Source organism: Neobacillus camarae (genome assembly GCF_054950115.1).
This window is the reverse complement of sequence record NZ_JBUCKX010000004.1, coordinates 700695-721200: the sequence shown is the minus strand read 5'-3', so window position 1 is coordinate 721200 and position 20506 is coordinate 700695. Positions and strand designations below refer to the sequence as shown.

Annotated in this window: 21 protein-coding genes and 1 riboswitch; of the genes, 5 read left to right on the top strand and 16 right to left on the bottom strand. The window is 44.7% G+C overall.

Annotated features, from left to right (window positions below; all coding sequences use genetic code 11):
- Positions 1–196 precede the first annotated feature (196 nt).
- Together ACY8D0_RS24805 and ACY8D0_RS24800 are read left to right on the top strand one after the other, a co-directional pair.
- Positions 197–1870 carry a ribonuclease J gene (locus ACY8D0_RS24805; RefSeq protein WP_462413116.1) on the top strand — a complete coding sequence of 558 codons (1674 nt, stop codon included), beginning with the start codon at positions 197–199 and terminating at the stop codon, positions 1868–1870.
- Between the two features lie 187 nt (positions 1871–2057).
- Entirely contained in the window at positions 2058–3314 is a 1257-nt protein-coding gene (locus tag ACY8D0_RS24800) for an MFS transporter (RefSeq protein ID WP_462413115.1), read from the top strand.
- 64 nt (positions 3315–3378) lie between these two features.
- Here the strand turns inward: ACY8D0_RS24800 and ACY8D0_RS24795 are convergent, their stop codons facing one another.
- On the bottom strand, positions 3379–4836 hold the full coding sequence (locus ACY8D0_RS24795) for a PstS family phosphate ABC transporter substrate-binding protein (RefSeq protein WP_462413114.1): 1458 nt from the start codon (positions 4834–4836) through the stop codon (positions 3379–3381).
- A gap of 209 nt (positions 4837–5045) precedes the next feature.
- Complete coding sequence (locus ACY8D0_RS24790) at positions 5046–5573, bottom strand: NUDIX hydrolase (protein ID WP_462413113.1); 528 nt, start codon at positions 5571–5573, stop codon at positions 5046–5048.
- 239 nt (positions 5574–5812) lie between these two features.
- Here ACY8D0_RS24790 and ACY8D0_RS24785 point away from each other — a divergent pair, with 239 nt between their 5' ends.
- The gene (locus tag ACY8D0_RS24785; RefSeq protein ID WP_462413112.1) at positions 5813–6346 is read left to right on the top strand and encodes a phosphatase PAP2 family protein; all 534 of its coding nucleotides are present in this window, start codon (positions 5813–5815) and stop codon (positions 6344–6346) included.
- Between the two features lie 66 nt (positions 6347–6412).
- Here ACY8D0_RS24785 and ACY8D0_RS24780 read toward each other — a convergent pair whose 3' ends face one another.
- The 3 genes from ACY8D0_RS24780 to ACY8D0_RS24770 all read right to left on the bottom strand — a co-directional run bounded on the left by ACY8D0_RS24780 (position 6413) and on the right by ACY8D0_RS24770 (position 8062).
- Positions 6413–7057 (bottom strand): queuosine precursor transporter, encoded by a 645-nt coding sequence (locus ACY8D0_RS24780; RefSeq protein WP_462413111.1) that lies wholly within the window; start codon positions 7055–7057, stop codon positions 6413–6415.
- A 15-nt stretch (positions 7058–7072) separates the two neighbouring features.
- Entirely contained in the window at positions 7073–7573 is a 501-nt protein-coding gene (gene queF, locus ACY8D0_RS24775; RefSeq protein ID WP_462413110.1) for a preQ(1) synthase, read from the bottom strand.
- Positions 7574–7687: 114 nt separating this feature from the next.
- Positions 7688–7734: riboswitch (PreQ1 riboswitch) on the bottom strand.
- A gap of 154 nt (positions 7735–7888) precedes the next feature.
- Complete coding sequence (locus ACY8D0_RS24770) at positions 7889–8062, bottom strand: hypothetical protein (protein ID WP_462413109.1); 174 nt, start codon at positions 8060–8062, stop codon at positions 7889–7891.
- A 178-nt stretch (positions 8063–8240) separates the two neighbouring features.
- On the opposite strand from ACY8D0_RS24770, the gene ACY8D0_RS24765 reads away from it, so the two are divergent.
- Complete coding sequence (locus tag ACY8D0_RS24765; protein ID WP_462413108.1) at positions 8241–9158, top strand: SDR family oxidoreductase; 918 nt, start codon at positions 8241–8243, stop codon at positions 9156–9158.
- Positions 9159–9206: 48 nt separating this feature from the next.
- Here ACY8D0_RS24765 and ACY8D0_RS24760 read toward each other — a convergent pair whose 3' ends face one another.
- On the bottom strand, positions 9207–9986 hold the full coding sequence (locus ACY8D0_RS24760; protein ID WP_462413107.1) for a YhfC family intramembrane metalloprotease: 780 nt from the start codon (positions 9984–9986) through the stop codon (positions 9207–9209).
- A 154-nt stretch (positions 9987–10140) separates the two neighbouring features.
- Positions 10141–10923 (bottom strand): class I SAM-dependent methyltransferase, encoded by a 783-nt coding sequence (locus tag ACY8D0_RS24755; protein WP_462413106.1) that lies wholly within the window; start codon positions 10921–10923, stop codon positions 10141–10143.
- A 148-nt stretch (positions 10924–11071) separates the two neighbouring features.
- On the opposite strand from ACY8D0_RS24755, the gene ACY8D0_RS24750 reads away from it, so the two are divergent.
- Complete coding sequence (locus tag ACY8D0_RS24750; RefSeq protein WP_462413105.1) at positions 11072–11668, top strand: DedA family protein; 597 nt, start codon at positions 11072–11074, stop codon at positions 11666–11668.
- Between the two features lie 89 nt (positions 11669–11757).
- Here ACY8D0_RS24750 and ACY8D0_RS24745 read toward each other — a convergent pair whose 3' ends face one another.
- The 9 genes from ACY8D0_RS24745 to ACY8D0_RS24705 form a co-directional block, all read right to left on the bottom strand.
- Complete coding sequence (locus ACY8D0_RS24745; protein WP_462413104.1) at positions 11758–12537, bottom strand: TPM domain-containing protein; 780 nt, start codon at positions 12535–12537, stop codon at positions 11758–11760.
- A complete protein-coding gene (locus ACY8D0_RS24740) occupies positions 12537–13097 on the bottom strand; it encodes a LemA family protein (RefSeq protein ID WP_462413173.1) in 561 nt (186 codons plus the stop codon). Before ACY8D0_RS24740 ends, ACY8D0_RS24745 begins: the two co-directional genes overlap by 1 nt.
- 238 nt (positions 13098–13335) lie before the next feature.
- Positions 13336–14958 carry an ATP-binding protein gene (locus tag ACY8D0_RS24735; protein ID WP_462413103.1) on the bottom strand — a complete coding sequence of 541 codons (1623 nt, stop codon included), beginning with the start codon at positions 14956–14958 and terminating at the stop codon, positions 13336–13338.
- 122 nt (positions 14959–15080) lie between these two features.
- Positions 15081–15443 carry a VOC family protein gene (locus tag ACY8D0_RS24730; RefSeq protein WP_462413102.1) on the bottom strand — a complete coding sequence of 121 codons (363 nt, stop codon included), beginning with the start codon at positions 15441–15443 and terminating at the stop codon, positions 15081–15083.
- A 34-nt stretch (positions 15444–15477) separates the two neighbouring features.
- A complete protein-coding gene (locus ACY8D0_RS24725; RefSeq protein WP_462413101.1) occupies positions 15478–16911 on the bottom strand; it encodes a sensor histidine kinase in 1434 nt (477 codons plus the stop codon).
- The gene (locus tag ACY8D0_RS24720) at positions 16901–17575 is read right to left on the bottom strand and encodes a response regulator transcription factor (RefSeq protein ID WP_462413100.1); all 675 of its coding nucleotides are present in this window, start codon (positions 17573–17575) and stop codon (positions 16901–16903) included. Before ACY8D0_RS24720 ends, ACY8D0_RS24725 begins: the two co-directional genes overlap by 11 nt.
- A 182-nt stretch (positions 17576–17757) precedes the next feature.
- Positions 17758–18426: a PspA/IM30 family protein gene (locus ACY8D0_RS24715; protein WP_462413099.1), complete on the bottom strand. Its 669-nt coding sequence runs from the start codon at positions 18424–18426 to the stop codon at positions 17758–17760.
- 1 nt (position 18427) lies between these two features.
- On the bottom strand, positions 18428–18817 hold the full coding sequence (locus tag ACY8D0_RS24710) for a hypothetical protein (protein WP_462413098.1): 390 nt from the start codon (positions 18815–18817) through the stop codon (positions 18428–18430).
- A gap of 288 nt (positions 18818–19105) precedes the next feature.
- Positions 19106–20338, bottom strand: a complete 1233-nt coding sequence (locus ACY8D0_RS24705) for a Zn-dependent hydrolase (protein WP_462413097.1) — start codon at positions 20336–20338, stop codon at positions 19106–19108.
- Positions 20339–20506: the final 168 nt, after the last annotated feature.

Here is a 20506-nt window from a genome sequence, read left to right as displayed (position 1 = left end):
GGTTTTCCATGATTATCCTGTTAATCTCATTATAAACGGGGCAACTTTATAAAAACACGCAAAAATATAGGGAGTCTCCGCAATTCTAACCTCCGTATACGACACAAAACTGACTGAATATATTTAAAAACTTGCATACGATTCATTTTCATAATGGAATACTAACCATATATTTGAACTTTGGGAGGTTTTCGTGATGGGAACCAATAATAACAACCTGTCCATTTTCGCCTTGGGCGGCATTGATGAAATCGGGAAAAATATGTATGTGGTCCAATATGGCGACGATATGGTCATTATAGATTGCGGCGGCAAGTTTCCGGATGAAAGTCTGTTAGGAATCGACCTCATCATCCCGGATATTACCTATCTGGAAGAAAACCAAGATAAAATTCGCGGTTTGGTGGTCACCCATGGGCATGAGGATCATATCGGCGGGATTCCTTATTTGCTCAAAAAAATCAATGTACCTATTTTTGCGACCAGGTTTACATTAGGTTTGATTGAATTGAAGCTGGAAGAACACCGGTTAATTAGAGATACCAAAATGACAACCATTAATGCGGATTCGAAACTCGAGCTCGGAAAATTGACAGTTTCATTTTTCCGGGTCAGCCACAGCATTCCGGACTGCCTTGGCATTGTTTTTGATACACCCGAAGGAACCATTGTCCATACAGGGGATTTCAAATTTGATTTGACTCCAGAGAATAATCAATATACGGATATACATAAAATGGCGGAACTGGGCCGGCGCGGTGTGCTCGCCTTAGTGTCGGAAAGCACGAACGCCGAACGCCCCGGATTGACCCCATCCGAGCGAATGGTCGGGGAAAACGTTTATGAAGCGTTTATCCGTGCGGAAGGGAAAATCTTCATTTCCACCTTTGCTTCGAATGTCAATCGCGTCCAACAGGTTGTCGAGGCCTGTATGAAGACTAACCGCAAGCTGGCACTGCTTGGCCGAAGCATGGTGAATGTCGTGGATGTGGCCATCGAACGCGGTTATTTACTAGTGCCGGAAGGAATGTTGATTGAGCCGAATGAAATTGAAGCGTATCCACCAGAACGGGTGGCGGTTCTTTGTACCGGAAGCCAAGGGGAACCAATGGCCGCGCTGTCCAGGCTGGCAACCGGAAACTACCGGGATGCCTCGATTTACCCAGGCGATACTGTGATTTTGGCGGCATCCCCCATTCCCGGCAATGAAAAAGATGTATCCCGAATCATTGATAATTTGTATCGGGTTGGAGCCAAGGTCATTTACGGATCGGGAAGTTCCACAGGCATGCACGTTTCCGGACATGGATATCAAGAGGATTTGAAATTGATGCTAACCCTCATCCGACCAACCTATCTCATACCGGTACACGGTGAACACAGGATGCTGCACCATCATAAGCAGCTCGCGGAATCGATTGGTGTGGAGAAAGGAAATACCTTTATTATTCGAAATGGCGATGTGGTTGACTTTGAAAACGGCATTGCCAGGCAAACTCGGTCCATTCCAGCGGGAGACACGTATGTGGATGGTATGGGAATCGGCGATATCGGCGACATTGTCCTGCGTGACCGAAGACAGTTGTCTGAAGACGGAATGCTCGTAATCGTCTTGACGTTAAGCAAATCAGAAAACAGAATCATTTCCGGTCCTGATACGATTACCCGAGGATTCGTTTATGTCAAAAACTCTGAGGACCTGATTAGGGAAGTCAACCGGCTTGTTAAAAAAACAGTCGACGACCTATCCCCGGAAAATGTCCGCCAGTGGAGCGTCTTGAAACAGGCCATCAAAAAATCCATCGGTCAGTACTTATACGCCCAAACCAAACGCAAACCGATGATACTTCCTGTTATTATTGAGATTTGACGGCAAATAAGGACGGTGGTGCCACTTCTAGCTTTAGAAGCGGTACCACCGTCCTTTGCGTTTTTAATTTGTGGTTTTTGCGGAGAAGCCGCAACAATTTGGGGCTGGGGTTGCGGAAACATTGCGGTTTGGAACTCTTTAAACTGGCGTATGATGAGAACAACTTAAACGAAAGGTGTTGTTCTCAATGAGCAATCAAGCACAAGTAAAAGGCCCGTCAATGGGGGCGTTGTTCTCAAATCGTTTTATCCAGGCGATTTTGTTATCCGGATTATTTTTGCAGCTCGGGATTTGGGTCCGAAATTTTGCCATTCTCCTGTTTGTGACGGAACAGACCAACAAGGATCCAGTGGCCATCTCCTTAATTTCTGTAGCTGAATTTGGCCCAATCTTTTTGTTTTCCTTTATTGGAGGGGCATTTGCGGACCGCTGGAAGCCGAAACGTACGATGGTTCTATGCGACCTCCTAAGTGCTGTATCCGTCTTTGTCGTCTTATTTGCCCTGGTTTTTGGAGGATGGAAAGCGATTTTCTTCGCTACCTTGGTTTCGTCGATTTTATCCCAGTTTTCACAGCCTTCCAGCATGAAACTGTTTAAACTTCACGTGCCTGAGTCGTTAATGTCCATCGGTATGTCCATGCATCAAACAATTTCATCCGTTTTCATGATATTGGGCCCGATGATTGGGACGCTCATTTACTTTACATTTGGTATCAATGTCGCTATCGCCATGATGGGAGTCTGTTTCTTGTTATCCGCCGCCGTGCTGGCATTCCTGCCCGCAGATAAAGAAGTGGAATCATCCGGTTCAGTCAACGTCGCAAAGGAAATGAAACTCGGCCTGCAGTACGTGTTCGCCAATAAAATGTTCCTCTATATGGGCGCCTTCTTCTTGGCTGCCGGAATGGCGCTGGGTTTAATCAACCCGCTAGCCATTTTCCTGGTTACAGAACAGCTTGGTTTGTCGGCCCAGCAGCTTCAATGGTTTACTGCCGTGAATGGCGTCGGAATGATCCTTGGAGGGGTCGTATTCATGATGCTTTCTAGAAAAATCTCTTCCCAAATGATGCTGTTGGTTGGTTTTATCACGAGCGCCGCCGCAGTGGCGTCACTTGGCTCGACACAATTGATATGGTTTGCCTTAGTAGCCCAACTCGTTTCCGGACTGATGGTTCCGTTTATCCATATCTCTTGTAACACATTGGTTATCAACAACACAGAGGAAGCCTATGTCGGCAGGGTGAGCGGCATTTTAAATCCTCTGTTTATGGGCGGAATGGTCCTCACGATGAGCTTAGTCGGGATTTTAAAAGAACAACTCCCGCTGACCGCCATCTATCTGATTGCCGCTGGATTGTTTGCCTTCAGTGCCCTTTCCATGCTGCCAATGTTTCGGGTAAAACAGGCGAAACAACTGAAAGTCGAAATGCAGCATCATCATTAAAAAATAGTGAGGCAGGTCATCCTGCCTCGTTTTATTTTGTAAAACAGAGACCCGCTCTCCTCCGTTACTTCAATTTAATATACCCTATTTTCTCCACCAGCTCTTGGCCTTGGGAACCTTGCATCCATTCCAGGAAAGGCTGGATGGCTGATTTTGTGTTGTCCTTTAAGGTAATGGCATACAGGGAAGCGGTAAATGGATAGTGGCCGGTTGAGATATTCCCCGAGTCTGGCTTGACCCCGTTGATGGCAAGCAGTTTGATGTCGGAATTGGGGTTCATTCCGGTGGCAAAAAAGCGGAAGGAATATCCGATTGAATTGTCATAGTTGCGGTAATCGGCTACTTGTTCAATAATGCCTCCCATCCCTTCAGGCACATCTTCTTTTAAGGGTTCGATGATTTTAGTGTCCCCCATGATTTTTTCCAAAAGCGTCTGGCTGCCGGAATTTTTCGGACGCTGAAAGGCAATAATTTTTTCATCCGATCCGCCAAGTCTTGACCAATTGGTGATTTTACCTGAATAAATGCCTTTTATGTCATTGACCTTCAGATTGTTAACAGGATTATCTGGATTGACGAAAAACACGAATGCTTCTTTTCCAATCGGTGTCAATACGAGTTCTTTTCCCTCTTTTTCGGCCATTTCCCGCTGCTCTTTGGAGGGCTCAGCACCAAAGTAAATATCTACTTCCCCTGATAGCAACCGTTCATACGCATAAATGGTGTTGGTGAACGTAACGACTTCCCGTCCGTTTTCGGCCGGATTCGGAATCTTTTCATAGACAGCATTAGCAAAGGCGGAATAAACCGGGAAGGCTGCTTCCGCCCCGTCCAATACAGGCATTTCATTGGGATCCTTAACAGAAAATGTTGAAGCATTGTCTAGTTTGGGAAGCTTATTATCAGGGTTTGTCACTTCATACGGCGTCAGGTCTGTGCTGGAATAACCGCCTCCATATTGGAAACCATATGAGGCAGGTAGTACCGTTTTGCTCCGCTGCCACTGTACCGCTCCGCCGGTACCCATTGCCAGAAAAAATACACTCAAGACCGTAATCAATTGTTTTCGATTAATGGATGGATAGGCTTTTTTTAGGATAGTTGAAATTATCATCCCACCGATAAAGGCTAATTCGTAAGCCAACGGTGCCCAAAGAAACAATCTCCCTTCCCCCATTAACATGGAAAAGAAATAAATCGGCGCCAGTCCAGCATGAAGGATCCCATACACCAGCCAGGCTTCGTCACCGTAAAAACCACCGGTAACCAGCATGAATACCGCCCACAAAACAGCCGTATAGGCAAGCGGCAAAAGGAAAAGGATAAAGCCAGTGCTCGTTTTGCCGAATTGGAGTTTCCTCCCGGTAAAAATTCCCGTCGCACCCCCTCCAAGAACAAGTACCATAAGCGATGCCATCAGGATATGATCCATACCAGTAAACATGATTGCCAATGTTATAAATGCTAGAATCAAAGGAACTCCGCCAAAATAACCCGCCAACACAGAAATTTTTCTCCCCATCACAGTCCTCCTCACGTCAAACCAATCATTTCCATCTGTTTCTATTAGTGTAATTTTACACTTTCTCCCCCCCAATTTACAACAAAAATATGTACAAACCAAAATACCCCCACAACCGAATTGGTGTGGAGGTGTTCTTTAACGCATTAACGCGCTGGGGGACAGGCCCCCAACCTGTTAACGCATTAACGTACCGGGGGACAGGCCCCCTAATCCGTTGTAAACTTATACCTTAGAATAGCTGCTAACCCGGCGCCATGGTTGAATTGACCGTTGATGGTCATTTCTTTGAGGTCTTCCATTTTGATTTTATGCAGTTCGATTTGTTCGCTGCTTTCTAGGTTGGGCTGGGTTTTGGTTAGTCCCGCTGCAGCAAATAAGAAGATTTCTTCACTGGTGGAACCAGGGGATGGATAGAAGCTGCCCAGGTCCATCCAGTGCTCGGCTGTGTAGCCTGTTTCTTCCTCCAACTCCCGCTTTGCGGCTTCAAGTGGCGAAGCATCTTCCAGGTCAATCATTCCGGCTGGGAGCTCCCATTGCCAGTCTTTTAATGCGTGACGATATTGTTTTAAGCACAAGATTTGATTATTTCTAGCAATCGGGAAAATGCATACCCCTTTCGCAAAGTCCACATAAGAAAAAAGCTTTTCCTCTCCGTTTGGCAATTCCACTTCATCGATCGTAATCTCAAACCGGTCAGCCTTTTGTTTCGTCGAACGATTTACTTTCCATACCATTCTCCTTCACCTCACTGGATACTATTGTATCACGAGTATTTCTTTTTATGGATTGACTTTATACAAAGTCTTTACACGTTCTTAACTTAAAGTTAAAAAAAGGACATCCCTTCTCAAATATAATAGAGATAAGTACTATTTTTGACAGTTTCATTTAACAAAAGCTTCTGGAAACGATGCTCCGATAGCCTGATCCGTGAGTAGGGATGAATTGAAATCATATGAAGGAGAGCGCAGCAATGATAAGAATATTACATGTGCTTTATGGTTTTGAGTGTCGAATTTTTCATAAGATTAATCGTTATTTTGAGCGGGTGTGGCTGAATCTGTTTTTTCGTAACGTAACACATCTAGGTGGAGCAAGATTTACGATTACAACTGTCATCCTTCTTTTTTTCGTTGCATGGTCCAAAGAAACCCGGCTGCTGGCGATTGCTAGTGCTCTTGCCTTATCGTCCAGCCATATCCCGGTTCATCTGGCAAAAGTGCTGTTTCCTAGAAAAAGACCCTACTTAACATTAGAAAGCACCAAGTTTCCAGAGAATCCTCTAAAGGATCACTCGTTTCCTTCTGGTCATACGACGGCTATCTTTGCCATTTTGACTCCCTATATCCTATCCGTCCCCGAGTTTTCTTTCCTTTTTGTCCTAATTGGTCTTAGTGTAGGGTTATCACGGATTTATCTGGGACTCCACTATCCATCCGATGTCCTTGCCGGTGCCCTTCTCGGCATATGCGCCGGATGTTTTAGCTACTTGTTATTGTGCGCATAAATAAGGACGCCTCTTCTGCTTCACTTTTCATCTAAAAGAAGCAGGAGAGGCGTCCTCTCTATACGATTAGGCTTCCTGAATTGGTTGATTCTGAGTCGCCATAGCTGGTTCCTGCCTGCGAATCAAATAAACCAGCAGATAAACGATTGGCGTGGTCAGAATGGATGCAAAGAATTTAAACAGGTATTGTGTCAAGATTAGCCCGCCCAATGCCGCAATGGGCATGGTGCCATAAAAGGCTATTGAAATAAAGATAGTTGTATCAATTAACTGGCTCAACATGGTGGAGGCGTTATTGCGGAGCCAAAGCTTTTTTTGCCCGTGCTTTGCCTTTAACTTGTTGAACACCAGAACGTCCAGGTTCTGGCTGACAGCATAAGATACTAAACTTGCGACAATGACCCGGAAGCTTCCGTTTAAAATCGTCTCAAATGCTGTTTGGTTTTGAAAAACGGGGGCTGCCGGGAGATGGACCGTGATTGCGATAAAAATCAGCGCCAGAATCTGGGTGATTAATCCGGATTGTACTGTTCTCTGGCCAGCCTTTCTGCCATATACCTCAACAATGGAGTCGACGATCGGATACGTAAAGATATAAACAATCACGGCAGCCGGCAGCATGGCCATCGTGCCAATACTGAATAACTTAACGGCTACAATGTTGGCGAGAATCAATAAACCTACAAAAATTCCATTCAGATAAAATACCATTGGTTTCTCCTCCTCTTAGCGGTTATCTACTTTTTCAGGGTAGAGGTCATGGTTCATCAAGCGGAAATCGGCCATTTTTTCGTACTTCGTTCCCGGCTTCCCGTAATTGCACCACGGGTCGATGGAAATGCCGCCGCGAGGAGTGAATTTGCCCCAAACCTCAATGTAGCGCGGGTCAAGCAGTTCAATTAAATCATTCATGATGATATTGACACAGTCTTCGTGAAAATCACCATGATTTCTAAAACTGAATAAATACAGCTTAAGAGATTTGCTTTCCACAATTTTTTGATCCGGAATATAAGAAATATAGATCGTCGCGAAATCCGGCTGGCGGGTCAGCGGGCATAGGCTCGTAAACTCCGGGCAGTTAAATTTGACAAAATAATCGCGGTCCACGTGGAGGTTATCAACCGCCTCCAACACCTCAGGGGCATAATCAAATGAATAAGCAGTGCCTTGATTACCTAATAAAGTTAAATCGTTTAATCCTTGATCGGATGTGCGTCCAGACATAAAAAAACCTCCTGTAATGGTAGTAAACAGGAGAGTTCTCGTTCAAGCATTCCATAAATAACTAAAGATAACCACATAAAAAGCCACATCCGTATGGACATGGCTGATTGTCATGTATCCATAGTTTTTTATAGAGGGTTTCCGCTATGAACCTCTCCCGTTTATCGGGTATTCACTTCACTATATGATAAAGAACAATCACATAGTCGTCAACACTAAATCTCAAATAAAAATTTTCCAACTTTGGTCCTTTAACGCGCTGGGGGACAGGCCCCCGCTATGGTAACGCATTAACGCGCCGGGGGACAGGCCCCATTATATAATTGGATAATGTTGTTCATACCTGGGATTTGTGTAGTAAGGCGGTCTGGTGCCGATGAGCGGCAGCCGGAACGCGTAGGGGTTGGATGCGTATAGCACTTCTACTTTTTCATTAGAATGATTGATTAATAAGTATTTGACTTCAGGGCTGTAATGCAAGTAGGTCAATGTGATCTCCTCCGCAGATGCTTTTTATTTAACGATATTCAAAAGTCCCTTGCAGCGAGCCCGTCCCCGGTTTAATAAATTGAATGGCAATCCTCACGCCCATGCAATGGCCAGGCACGCATTAAGCCTAAATACCATATGTTACCGCAAACTGTTTTTTTACGAGGAGGATTTATCCGTGCCAGAAGATCAGCAAAATCAATCCTACCCGCTGTATCCCCATTACGGAAAAATAACGCGGTATGAAGATATCCCGCTCACCGTTCCCGAGCAGCGGCAGCTGCGCCAGCCTGGCGTGGAAAGCTTAATGGTTCCCAGGCCCATTATTGAAAACCCCAACTATCGCGGCAGTGGCAAACTGTCCGGAAAAACCGCACTCATCACAGGGGGTGACAGCGGCATCGGGGCAGCGGTGGCAATTGCATTTGCCAAAGAGGGGGCTAATATCGCGATATCGTACTTAGACGAACACGAAGATGCCAACCGGACCAAGTCCAGAATTGAAGAGCTAGGACAACGCTGCTTATTGCTGCCCGGCGACCTAAGAAATAAACAGCAATGCATCGATATTGTGGAACGTACCGTCCAGACCTTTGGCGGACTTGATGTTCTTGTCAACCATGTCGGGGTCCAGTTCCAGCAATTAAGCCTGTTGGACATTTCCGATGAGCAGTTCGACACGACCTTTAAAGTCAATGTTTACTCCCATTTTTATATCACACGGCAAGCCCTTCACCATTTAAAGGCCGGCAGTTCGATTATTAACACCGCCTCCGTCGTGGCGTATTACGGAAATGACCAGCTGATTGATTATTCGGCGACAAAGGCCGCGAATGTTGGTTTTACCCGGGCACTGGCCAATAATTTAGTGGAGAAGGGCATTCGCGTAAACGCGGTTGCCCCCGGCCGCGTCTGGACACCGCTGATTCCTTCAAGCTTTTCAGCCGACCAGGTTCCGCTTGCCGGCAATCCTATGCAGCGGCAAGCACAGCCCTTCGAACTCGCCCCTGCCTATGTTTACCTAGCCTCGGACGATTCACGATTTGTTACCGGCCAAACCATTCATGTGAACGGCGGCCAAATCACTTCATCTTAATATTGATGTAAAGAAGGCACCATCCCTAATCGATGGAGCCTTCGCGCTCTATTCAAAGGAACCTGGAAGCCATTGCTTTGCTTTTTTAATAAATACCATCCCGATCACACCGATGACTGCCATATACAGTTCGATCCCCCATAAACTTTGGGTTTTCCCCATTTGCCAAAAAACGACTGGAAAATCAATGACCGCATGAAAGAGAACCGCATAAATGACATAAATGAATTTCTTTTTTACAACTCCGATTAGTACCAGTAAGCTAAAACCGATTTGCATAAATACGGCAAAGAACCGCTCAGACAGACCCCATAAATAAAAGGAAACACCATGAGATAAGACAGCATCTTTAATCACAGCCATTTGTTCGCTTGGTAATTTGCCCCCCAATTCACTGTCTAATGTACCTGCATTGATCATGAAGGCAAACAGGAGATAGGGTATAACCGTCATTAGCACCAGGGCCACTGCTTCAATACCGCCCCAACCGACACCAAAGGAAATGCCGCCTTTATAATCCAGATATTTTTTCAAAAACCAAGTATATAACAGAAATCTAGCAAACTCCTCGAAAATGCCCGCGGCCAATCCACCGTAAAGTCCGAACAGCCATGGGTGATCGGCGTAATGTGGAAAGTTTAACACGACAATCGTATGCGGTATTTTCTCTAATACCTGCGTAGCAACGATGAATCCTACTGCTCCAATAATGACCGGCTTTGCGGCAATGCCCGTTCTTTTTCGAAAAAATAAAATCAGTCCCACAAATAAAAGAAGTGAAAATACGATTAGTACAAACATCGAAATAATTGTAGCTGTGCTTACCATTTTAAGTCCCCCTTTTATTATCATTATTGATAATGATAATATTATATTTTTTTATTCCCGTCAATAACTTTTTGTAAAATTTTTATTCAATATCCTTTTTTTGTAAATAAAAAGGCTTCACCATAAACTGGAAGCCTTGATATCACGGTTTACATTATTTTTGTGCGAACCAAATCGTCCATCTTTCTTTTTCCACCAAAGGGAATGGTTGTTGGACCCGTTTTGCTATCCGTTCCGCCAGATCATGAACTTGCTCATCGTTTAACTCAAATAAAATCGAACGTCCTTTTCGGGAAATGATTTCCTCTTGCAGTTCCTTAACCGAATCGTATATTTTACGGTGTTCCCAAAACGACACGACCTGAACGGAATCAAATCCAGCTTCCGCCAACAGGGACTGGACTGTTTCAACGGAGTGCCTTCTGGCCATATCTTTTTCCAGCAATTCCGGAAATACCTCAAAAAAATAACCCCTAATATGCTCTTGGCTTCCCGGCAAGCCGCAGTCCTCAACAGTCCGGTCTTGAACAATAAAAACTCCCTGATCCGCCAAGACTCTGGCCGCTTCCTTAAAACATTCCCCGAGCTCCGGTCTTCTTAAATGATGGATTAACGCCCGTTCTAATAGTACATCTACCGACTGGTCCGGAAGATTGGAATCACTCGAATTACCGGATTGGAACCTGATATTATGATAGTCGCGGCAATTTTGCTTGGCTGCCTTGAGCATGTTCTCCGAAATATCAATCCCGATGACACTTTCCGCCCCTAAATCCGCCAAAGCCATCGCATAAATGCCACCGCCCGTGCCTATATCGGCGGCCCGCTTATTCTCGACCTTTACATGGTTCCGGATAAGTTCCATCCAGTTTCGATCCGCCATCCGCTGTGTATAAGTGTCTTTTTCAATTCCATTAAAGAACTCTTTTCTCACCATTTTCCACCCCTTTTTTACTATAAGGGCGACAGGAAATTTTTACTAGTATCCTGTGACAAATAATTGTTACAATTCATGATTTTTATTTTAAAGGGAAAAATATATAATTGGATGGTATCGCATATTTCATGGACAGGAAGTGAAGGAGATGCACCATTTAGCTGGTTTAATTGGGCATTATGGTTATTTTGGGATTACCCTGGCGTTAATTGGCGGTATGATTGGCCTGCCGATTCCCGATGAAGTTCTCCTTACCTACGTCGGCTATAATGTTTATACAGGTAACATGTCATTTCTGCTGTCTCTGTTATTCTCTGTCATTGGAGCGTTTGGTGGAATTACCTTCAGTTACTTGTTGGGTTTCAAATTGGGACTGCCGTTTTTACATAAATTTGGCCCGAAACTGCATCTTACCGAAGAAAGGATTAACCGGACCCATAAACTTTTTGAAAAAATGGGGCCGATTCTGCTGTTTGTCGGTTACTTTATTCCCGGAATCCGGCATATTGCAGCCTATCTCGCGGGGATCAATAGTTACAGTTATAAAAAATTTGCCTTGTTTGCCTATTCTGGTGCCATTAGCTGGTGCTTTACTTTTATAACGGCAGGCAGGTTACTTGGGGAAAACTGGATCCACGTGACTGGCTATTTATCTAAATACAGTATTTATTTGTTTTTCGTCCTATTATTGGGATGTATCGGAATTTATACTTATTGGCGGAAAAAAAGGGTCATCACCAATTAAGTTGGGCCGGAATGCACTCTAAGAATCAAGGGCTTTCCATGATGGAAAGCCCTTGTTTTCACCATATTGATGCAAATGCAATAACGGGGTCACCAGCCGCGGCTGGAACCTCCACCCCCTGACGACCCGCCACCGCCGCCTCGTGAACCCCCGCCACCGCCACTGCCACCGCCTCTTCCTCCACCGTTAGAAAAGATTGACAGAACCAAATAGGTAATGGTTCCTCCCAAAAATTTAAAATCAAGGAACACCAAGACTACTACAATCAAAATAATCAGCCAAAAGGGAATATCCACCCCCTCATCCTGACCTTGCGTATTCAGTGGTTCTGCTCCTGGCTCGGCACTTTGCTGACCGTCTATACCGTATTCGGCAAATACTTCGTTAGCTAAGGCCTTGTATGTTTCCATTACAGCACGGTTGGGCTGTTGGTTTTTCAGGTAAGGAATGGCGTATTGATCCAATAGTCTTCCGGCTTTTCCATCCGGAATCCGCCCTTCGAGACCGTATCCCACTTCAATCCTCACCTTTTTTTCTTTCATGGCCAGCACAAGCAAAACCCCATTGTTTTCCTGTTTGCTGCCAATTCCATACTGACGGAATGCCTGATTTGCATATTCCTCTATTGTCTTGTCCCCGATGGATTGGACCGTTAATACGGCGACTTGAGCCGTTGTCTGTTCCTCGATGCTCCGGCCCAGTTGAACCAGCTCTGATTTTTCTGTTTCTTTTAAGACTTTTGCAAAATCCTGTACATAAATATCCCCGATTGGATTGGGAACTTGAATATCCTCAGCAAAGGCACCCGATGCCCTCAGGAAAAAGGTGATAATCACCAATAATAAGCTGAAGACCTTCCTCCCTCTCATCACCCATTGCCCCCAAAGTCGACTTGGGGCGCCTCTTGCGCTTTAGGGTCCGCTTTGAAATATTCTTTTTCATCAAAACCGCCGACTCCGGCTAGGATGGAGCCAGGGAATCGCTTGACCTTTTTGTTATACTCCGCGACCTGGTCATTATAATCCTTTCTGGCCACGGCAATTCTGTTTTCTGTTCCCGCCAGTTCATCCATCAGCTGGGTGAATTGCTGGTCGGCTTTTAGAGTGGGGTAGTTTTCCACTACCACAAGCAAGCGGCTTAACGCACTTGAAAGTTCCGCGTTTGCCGTTGCTTCTTCCCCTGGTGTATCCGCACCGGCCAACTTGGCCCGCGCATCCGATATCGAGGCAATCACCTCTTTTTCGTGTGACGCGTAGCCTTTTACTGTATTCACTAGGTTTGGTATTAAATCCAGCCTTCGTTGCAGTTGATTTTCAATTTGCGCATAGGACTGATTGACGTTTTCTTCTTGGTTCACAAAACCGTTATAGCTTGACATAAACATGATTCCGAGAGCAACAATGACAACGGCAATAATCCCCAGGACCATATAGCCTTTTTTCAAAATAACCACTCTCCTTTCACTATAGTATATATATCCTGCCAAATAACTTTCTAAAATTAACCATCATTTCATAATTAGTCTTTTTTGCCCATAAAGAAACACCTAAACACAAGGAAAAAACTCCTGTTTTAGGTGCTTCGATCATCCATGAAAAGGTCTTGTCCGGCCACTTACGACTGCTAGTGGGCCTTTTAGCCCATGTACTCCATTGGCGTTTATTTTATCAGGCTCGCGGCAATTGAATCCTAACCATTGTGCCTTCGTTCTCTTTGCTTTCGTAACTAATCGTGCCATGGTGCTGCTTAATGATTTTGTGACAAATCATTAAGCCTAGTCCAGTCCCCTTTTCTTTCAGTGAATAAAAAGGCTCGCCCAAGCGTGGCAAAATTTCTTCGGGAATCCCGCAGCCTTGGTCCTTAATAGATACCACGCAAACGTCTTCTTCCCCTTTTCGAAGCTGGACTTGAATCTGTCCGCCATCAGGCATGGCTTCAATGGCATTTTTAAAAAGATTTAAAAATACTTGCTTTAACTGATTTTTTTCACAAGTGATAATAAAATCAGTATCCTCCGCTTCAATGCTTATCGCCACACCATTCATGTGAGCTTGAGGAGAGATCAACTCCACCGTACTTTCAATCAAATCCCGGGCATCGGCACGAGCCAGTTTGATCGCCTGGGGCTTTCCTAAGGAAAGCATTTCACTGGTAATTGTCTCAATCCGTTCTAATTCATTTAACAACAAATCACTATATTCAAACGCAATATTTTGCGCTTTATACAATTGGACAAAGCCTTTGATTGTCGTAAGCGGATTGCGGATTTCATGGGCCACTCCAGCGGCCAGCTCCCCTACTATCGACAGTTTTTCCGATTGGATTAAAATTTCTTCCGATTTTTTACGTTCAGAGATGTCGCGGCTGATGATGACAATATGCTCGATCGAACCATTTTCCCCTTTAACTGGCATGCAGCGTGACTCAAATTCAATCCAGCGCCCGTCCTTATGCCGGAAGCGGAATTCCATGGAGTAGGATTTCTTTGTATCGAACATGTACTGCACTGTGCTTCTAAAACCAGCTACATCGTCCGGATGAATGAATCCGCATAGTTCAATTCCCTCTAATTCCTCCAACTCATAGCCTAAAACATGTTTATGAGACGGGGAAAAGTATCGGATATGGTGGTCTTTACCCATAACCTTAATAAGGTCGGAGGTATTTTCGGCAATCAATCGGTAATTGGACTCGCTTTCCTCCACCAGCTTATACATAATCGTCAATCGATTATTAAGACGGTATAGCTTTAAGTAAGACTCAATTAGCAGTACCCCTAATATGACGCCAAACAAGACAAACACAACATACTGAACATGGAACAGCGGCTGATCCCGAAATACGTGAAACAATCCTGGAACAGTCACCACGTAGATAACCAGGTAAGCTGCAAACAAGATGTATGATTTTTTTACGGTGGAAACCCTAGTTGTCAGCCAATGAACGGCCATAAAACCAACCGCAATGATCGTCCAGCCTATAATAGCTGGTTCCCAATGGCCGCTGGCAGAAAGTCTTGTCAGAAGGGCAAAACTGCCGGCTATTAGACCGGGAATGGGCCCCAAATAAGCAAAGCTTAAAATAATGGCAGCATAACGGATATCATAGGAATAGCCTTGTTGCTGAAAAGACAATTGCACTAAAATCACAGATACGATACCCGCATATAAGCCCAACCAAAGACGGGCATGTTTGATTGGTTTAATGTTGATAAAAGACTGTATGATTAATGGTAAACTTACCAGCAGAGAAAAAATTGAGAGATTAATAATGTAGTCGAGAAGAAACAAATGACTCCCACCTATATACATTCTTACTCTCTATCATAATGGAGTTGGAACGTTTTTGAAATAGTTTCCTTTAAGTAACAAGACAAAAAAGTGAGGCATCCATTTCAGATACCCCACAGCCATTAACCTTTTAAAAGAAATTCATTTCCGTCTTCATCACTAAACTGGACGAAGGTTCCCCATTGCATTTTTTCTGGTTGACCTTTGAACGTTACACCGTTTGCTTTCATCGTTTCATAGGTTTCTAGGACATTCTCACATACAAAGACAATCGATGCCTTCATGCTTTCATGGCCTTTCATCATCGATTTCGGGTAAATGACAAGATGGGACTGAGCGTTTGACGGCGCAACCTCAAGCCAAAAAGCATTTGGGCCCATTGGGAATTCTGCAGCTACTTTAAATCCGACTTTCTTTGTCCAAAATTCTTTTGCTTTTTGCTGGTCATCCACATAAACGGCAACCGTTGCGATATTTTTAATCATTTTACGTTCCCTCCATATTCTTGTCCAATCAGCTTTACATCGCCTCATCTGGCTTCGGATTTATTGTACCAAAAGTTTGCGGAATACGAATGATAAAGCTAGTCCCTTTTCCTACCTCGCTGGATACGTTGATGGTTCCCTTATGTGCTTCGACAATCCATTTCGCGATGGACAGCCCTAAGCCGTGTCCGCCAATTTGCCGGTTACGTGAGGCATCGGATCGGTAAAACCGTTCAAAGATTTGGCTATAGTCATCCTTTTTAATTCCGATTCCCGTGTCTTGGACGATAATTCCCAGCTCCTGTCCTTTTAGTGCAAGAAAGAGCTTGACCTCTCCGCCATACGGAGTGTATTTTATCCCATTATCCAAAAGGATATATAAAAGTTGGGCTAACTTTTGCTGATCTCCTGTGATCATTATCGGACCTTTCACCTCAAAATGAAGCGATATCTCCTTTGATGCCGCCAATGGACGGACTGACTCAATCGCTATATGTGCCTGCTGATAAAAATCAAAAGTTTCCCTGGCTAGTTCCAATCCATCGGAGTCGGACCGGGCCAACGTCAAGAGATCAGTGACCAAATGAGTCATCCGTTTGACTTCCTGCCTCATGTTCGTCAGCAGTTTATGGGAGAAAACATCCTCACTTGGTTCGATTGTCATCTCCATGGCATCCACACTCGAGAGCATCACGCTTAATGGAGTCCTCAGTTCATGGGAGGCATCCGCCACAAATTCCTGCTGCCGCTTAAACGCACGGCTAATAGGGACCATGGCCCGTTTCGACATAACCACACTGATATACATAGCAACACCAAAGAAGACGGATCCAATGGCCAAAAGAATTACAAGCAGCCAGTGGAATAATTGATAAGCAAAGGAAATATCTTTGCCTATATAAATCTCTCCAACAAATTGTCCTTTATAATATAACGGTTGGCTGGCAATCATGAGACGGATATCTTGGTCTTGTTCGGGGGGGCGAAATTCTCCCTTGTCACCCCGTCCTCTTGAATTCCCCTGGACATGGACCGTTTCTTTGTAAATTCCCCCATTGCTCTGATAATTTTTATTCAATATACCCAGCAGTTGTGATCTCATGCGGGAATTGGATTCATTCCCCATGATTAATTCCCCGTCAGAATTGACCACATAGTAAAAGAATTGATTCGCTCCGGCAAATACGACCTCTTGATTCTGCATGTTGCGGAGATCACTCTGTTGGTTGCTCAATAAGTAGTTTTCAATAAAGCTGGCTTCCTGTTTAATCATCGTTTTTAGTTCACGTTCCTGATTGTTCAGGATGACAAAATAAAGAACAGAAAACACGATGACAATAAATAGAATGAGAAATAGCATAATAAGACCGCTATAAACGCGGATCAGCCGCCCTTGTGTATTTTTAAATACGTCCTTCTCGCGGCGATTCGTAACAGCGCGTATAAACGAAACGAGATTAGTGTTCAAACTTATACCCTACCCCCCTAACACTCTGCAATACACCCGATTTCCCCAATTGATCCAGCTTTTTGCGGATTAACTTAACGGTTGCATCAATGGTTTTCAGCGTCACATCGGCATCCAGCCCCCAAATCCGTTCCAAAATAACCTCACGCGGCAGGACTTGTCCCTTATTTTGCACCAATAAATCCAATAGTTGAAATTCTCGTGGGCTTAAGGTCATTTCATTGGGACCGGACCGAACAATATGGCTTTGGCGGTTTAATTGCAGATCACCGATTTGCACTTCTTCTTCCACGATTGGCGCATAGTTTCTCCTGGAAAGAGCACGCAAGCGGGCTAACAGCTCATCTATTTCAAAAGGTTTGACCAGATAATCATCGGCACCCGAGTCCAGCCCCACGATCCGGTCCTGGACCGAATCTTTGGCAGTCAGCATCAGAATGGCACCCGGATAGCCTTGCTTTCGTAACTTACGGCATGCCTCGACTCCCGTGCCATTAGGCATCATCCAGTCCATGATCAGAACATCATAATGGGCGGAGGTGGCATAAAAACAGGCCTCTTCCCCTTCCATAACCCAATCCACCTTATATCCACCCTTCTTTTTTAACATATACGCAACCAATTCTCCAAGTTGTTGATCATCTTCAGCTAACAGGACATTCATGGCTCCGGCTCCCTTATATATTTTTATCGCTTTAACGCAGTGGGGGCCTGTCCCCCACTGCGTTAAAGCACTGATCCATCCTCATCACAATTCAAATAATAGCAATTGATGCTTAAGACTAGCTTAAAATGAAAGAGAAGCACCCAGGTTCATCAAGGTGCTTCTCTTTTGTTTCCGCGTTACTAGATTGTGATTTTTTCGTTCTTTAGTTTTTCAATTTCCTTATTCAGTTCGTCGTCGTTTAATAGGTTGGTATAGGCTGCATCGAATTGTGCTAAGGGGGCGGCAAATTTCTGCCCGGCTTGAGCCTCTGCTTCCATCAGCATGATTTTTTCCTCAGCCCGGGCTACTCCCCTTGCTATGGTATCGGTCTGGAAGGAGACTGTGGCTTTTTGAACCTGTTTCATTGTCTGGGCAACATTGGCCCTTGATGCTAGCAATATTTTCTTATGCTGCAATTGGTTATAGGTTTCTTTGAGCTGGTCCAATTTTTCGATAAGAAGTTTGGTTTGTCCTTTAACGGATTCATACTGCTGCTCGTATAGGGCAAGCTGCTTTTCGTGGAGCAGTTTTTCCTGGACAGCCAATTTTGCCATCGCCTCCTCGCCCTGCTCGATCGCAAGCTTTGCTTGGCGTGTCCGTTTATCCACTACAGCTTTTGTTTCATTAATGAGTGCGGCCTGTTTATTTTCTACAAAGATTTGTCTTGCCAAGGCTTTCTGGCCTTTGGCAATTTCCTGCTCCATTTCGCGGGAATACTCATTTAACATGGCGATTGGATCTTCCAGCCCATCCAATAATCCATTCAGTTCTGCCATCGTAATTGTTTTCATTCGTTTAAAAATACCCATTTTATTCATTCTCCTTTTTGCTGATTATTTTTTGTTCCCATTGGTCCAATATGTTGGCATTTTGGTTAATTACCGGTGTATGTGAACTCATGATAAATGTGTCAATAAACTGCTGCATCGAGCCTTGCTTTGCTTTTTTTCTCAGCCATCTCACAATCAGAACAACGATCGCCAGTCCGATTAGCAGGGCAAACCAAGGAAAACCTCCATTATGATAACCATTCATCATATGCTGGGGTAAAGCTTCTCCCCGTATCCCCATTCCTCCCGAACCATGTCCGTGCGGTCCGGCAGCAATTGCTGTGGAACTTCCCAAGAGTAATTTGGTTACGAGTACCACTAAGGCAGCCAGCACTCCCCAGAACATTCCTTTTTTCAGTTTCGGATTCATGAAGTTGTTCCCCCTTTCGACTTGATACTTGAAGTCTAGTAAACAATGGTGAAAACTTGGTGAAAGATATAGTTACTTAAAAAAACTATTATTTTTTTAACATATGCGGCCAAGTTCGGCACTGTAGGCTTTCGTTCCCAGAGGTTTGGCACCTATTTGCGAATTTCTGCTGTCTAGTTGCGAATATGGGGATCTTATTTGCGAATTTGCCGTTTTTATTTGCGAATCCCATTCTTTGCAAAAAAATAGCTTTCCCGTTGAACGCGGGAAAGCCTCGTTTCATTCTTTTTATTTTGCCAGTAGCGCTAACACAGTATCCAAAACCACATTTACTCCTTTTTCGCAATCCTCCCAGGTGGTCAACTCCTCCTCACAATGACTTTTTCCATTGATGCTCGGCACAAACAGCATGGCCGTTGGAACGAAGCTCGCAACAAACTGTGAATCATGTCCGGCCCCGCTGACCATCCGTTTATGGGTATACCCCAGCGTCTCGGCAGATTGCTCCAGTAAATCACACAGCTTGGGCTCAAACCAGACAGTATCCCGCTCCCATAATTTTGTCGTCTTCACGTCACAGCCTTCATGATCGCCCAGGTTCGGGAGACCTTCGATGATCCCCTTAACCGTGTTGACGATTGCCATGTCTTTATGCCGGGCCTCCAGCGTGAAAATCACCTTATTCGGGATGACCGTGTGGATGCTCGGATACACATTCACCCGGCCAATGGTAAACACCAATTCTTCGTCCAAGACACTCAAGCGTTTGCGGATTTCGTTGATTAAATTGTTTGCCGCAAACAAGGCATCCTTTCTCATATTCATGGGTGTGGTCCCCGCATGGTCGGATTCGCCCGTCACCTCAATTTCATAGCAGGCCATTCCAACCACACATTCCACTACCCCGATGGACTGCTCCTCTTTTTCTAAAATTGGCCCCTGCTCGATGTGAAGTTCCAACAAGGCCGTGGCCTCCCGCAGCCGATGGGCTGCATCGCCTTCATATCCGATCGAACGGAGGGCTTCTCCGAATGTAACACCATTGGCATCTTTCTTTTGCATCATGGCGGCTTTATCAAATTTACCAGACAGCACCCCGGATGCCATCATCGAAGGTTCAAACCTGGCCCCTTCTTCATTGGTAAAATTCACTACAGTGATTGGCACCCTCGGCTTGATTTGATTGTCCACCAGTGTCCGCACCACTTCCAGCCCTGTCAGCACGCCGAGAACCCCGTCAAACCGGCCGCCTTTTTTCACTGAATCCAAATGGGAACCAATCACTATGGGCGGCCCGTTTTCCACGCCTGAGAGCGTGGCATACATGCATCCCATATCATCGACGGTCACCGTCATGCCCAGCTGCTCACAGCAGGAACGGAAGTAATCTCTCGCACGGCGGTCTTCCTCCGATAGAGCCAATCTAGTGACACCATTGTTCTCTGTCCGGCCAAATTCCGCAAAACGCTCTAGTTCCTCCCTTAAACGTTCCCCATTGATTACTAGTTTTTGTTTTTGCATGTCAGACCTCCCAAGAATCGTTTCCTAACATTTCACCTCATACAAATTTACAGAAATATCCATCCAACTCCATTATATATGACTGGCTGCTATTGTCATTAGACATAATATAAAAACATTCCGGCTAATATTTTTATAGTCTGTATATTTTTTTTAGAAAAAGAAGGT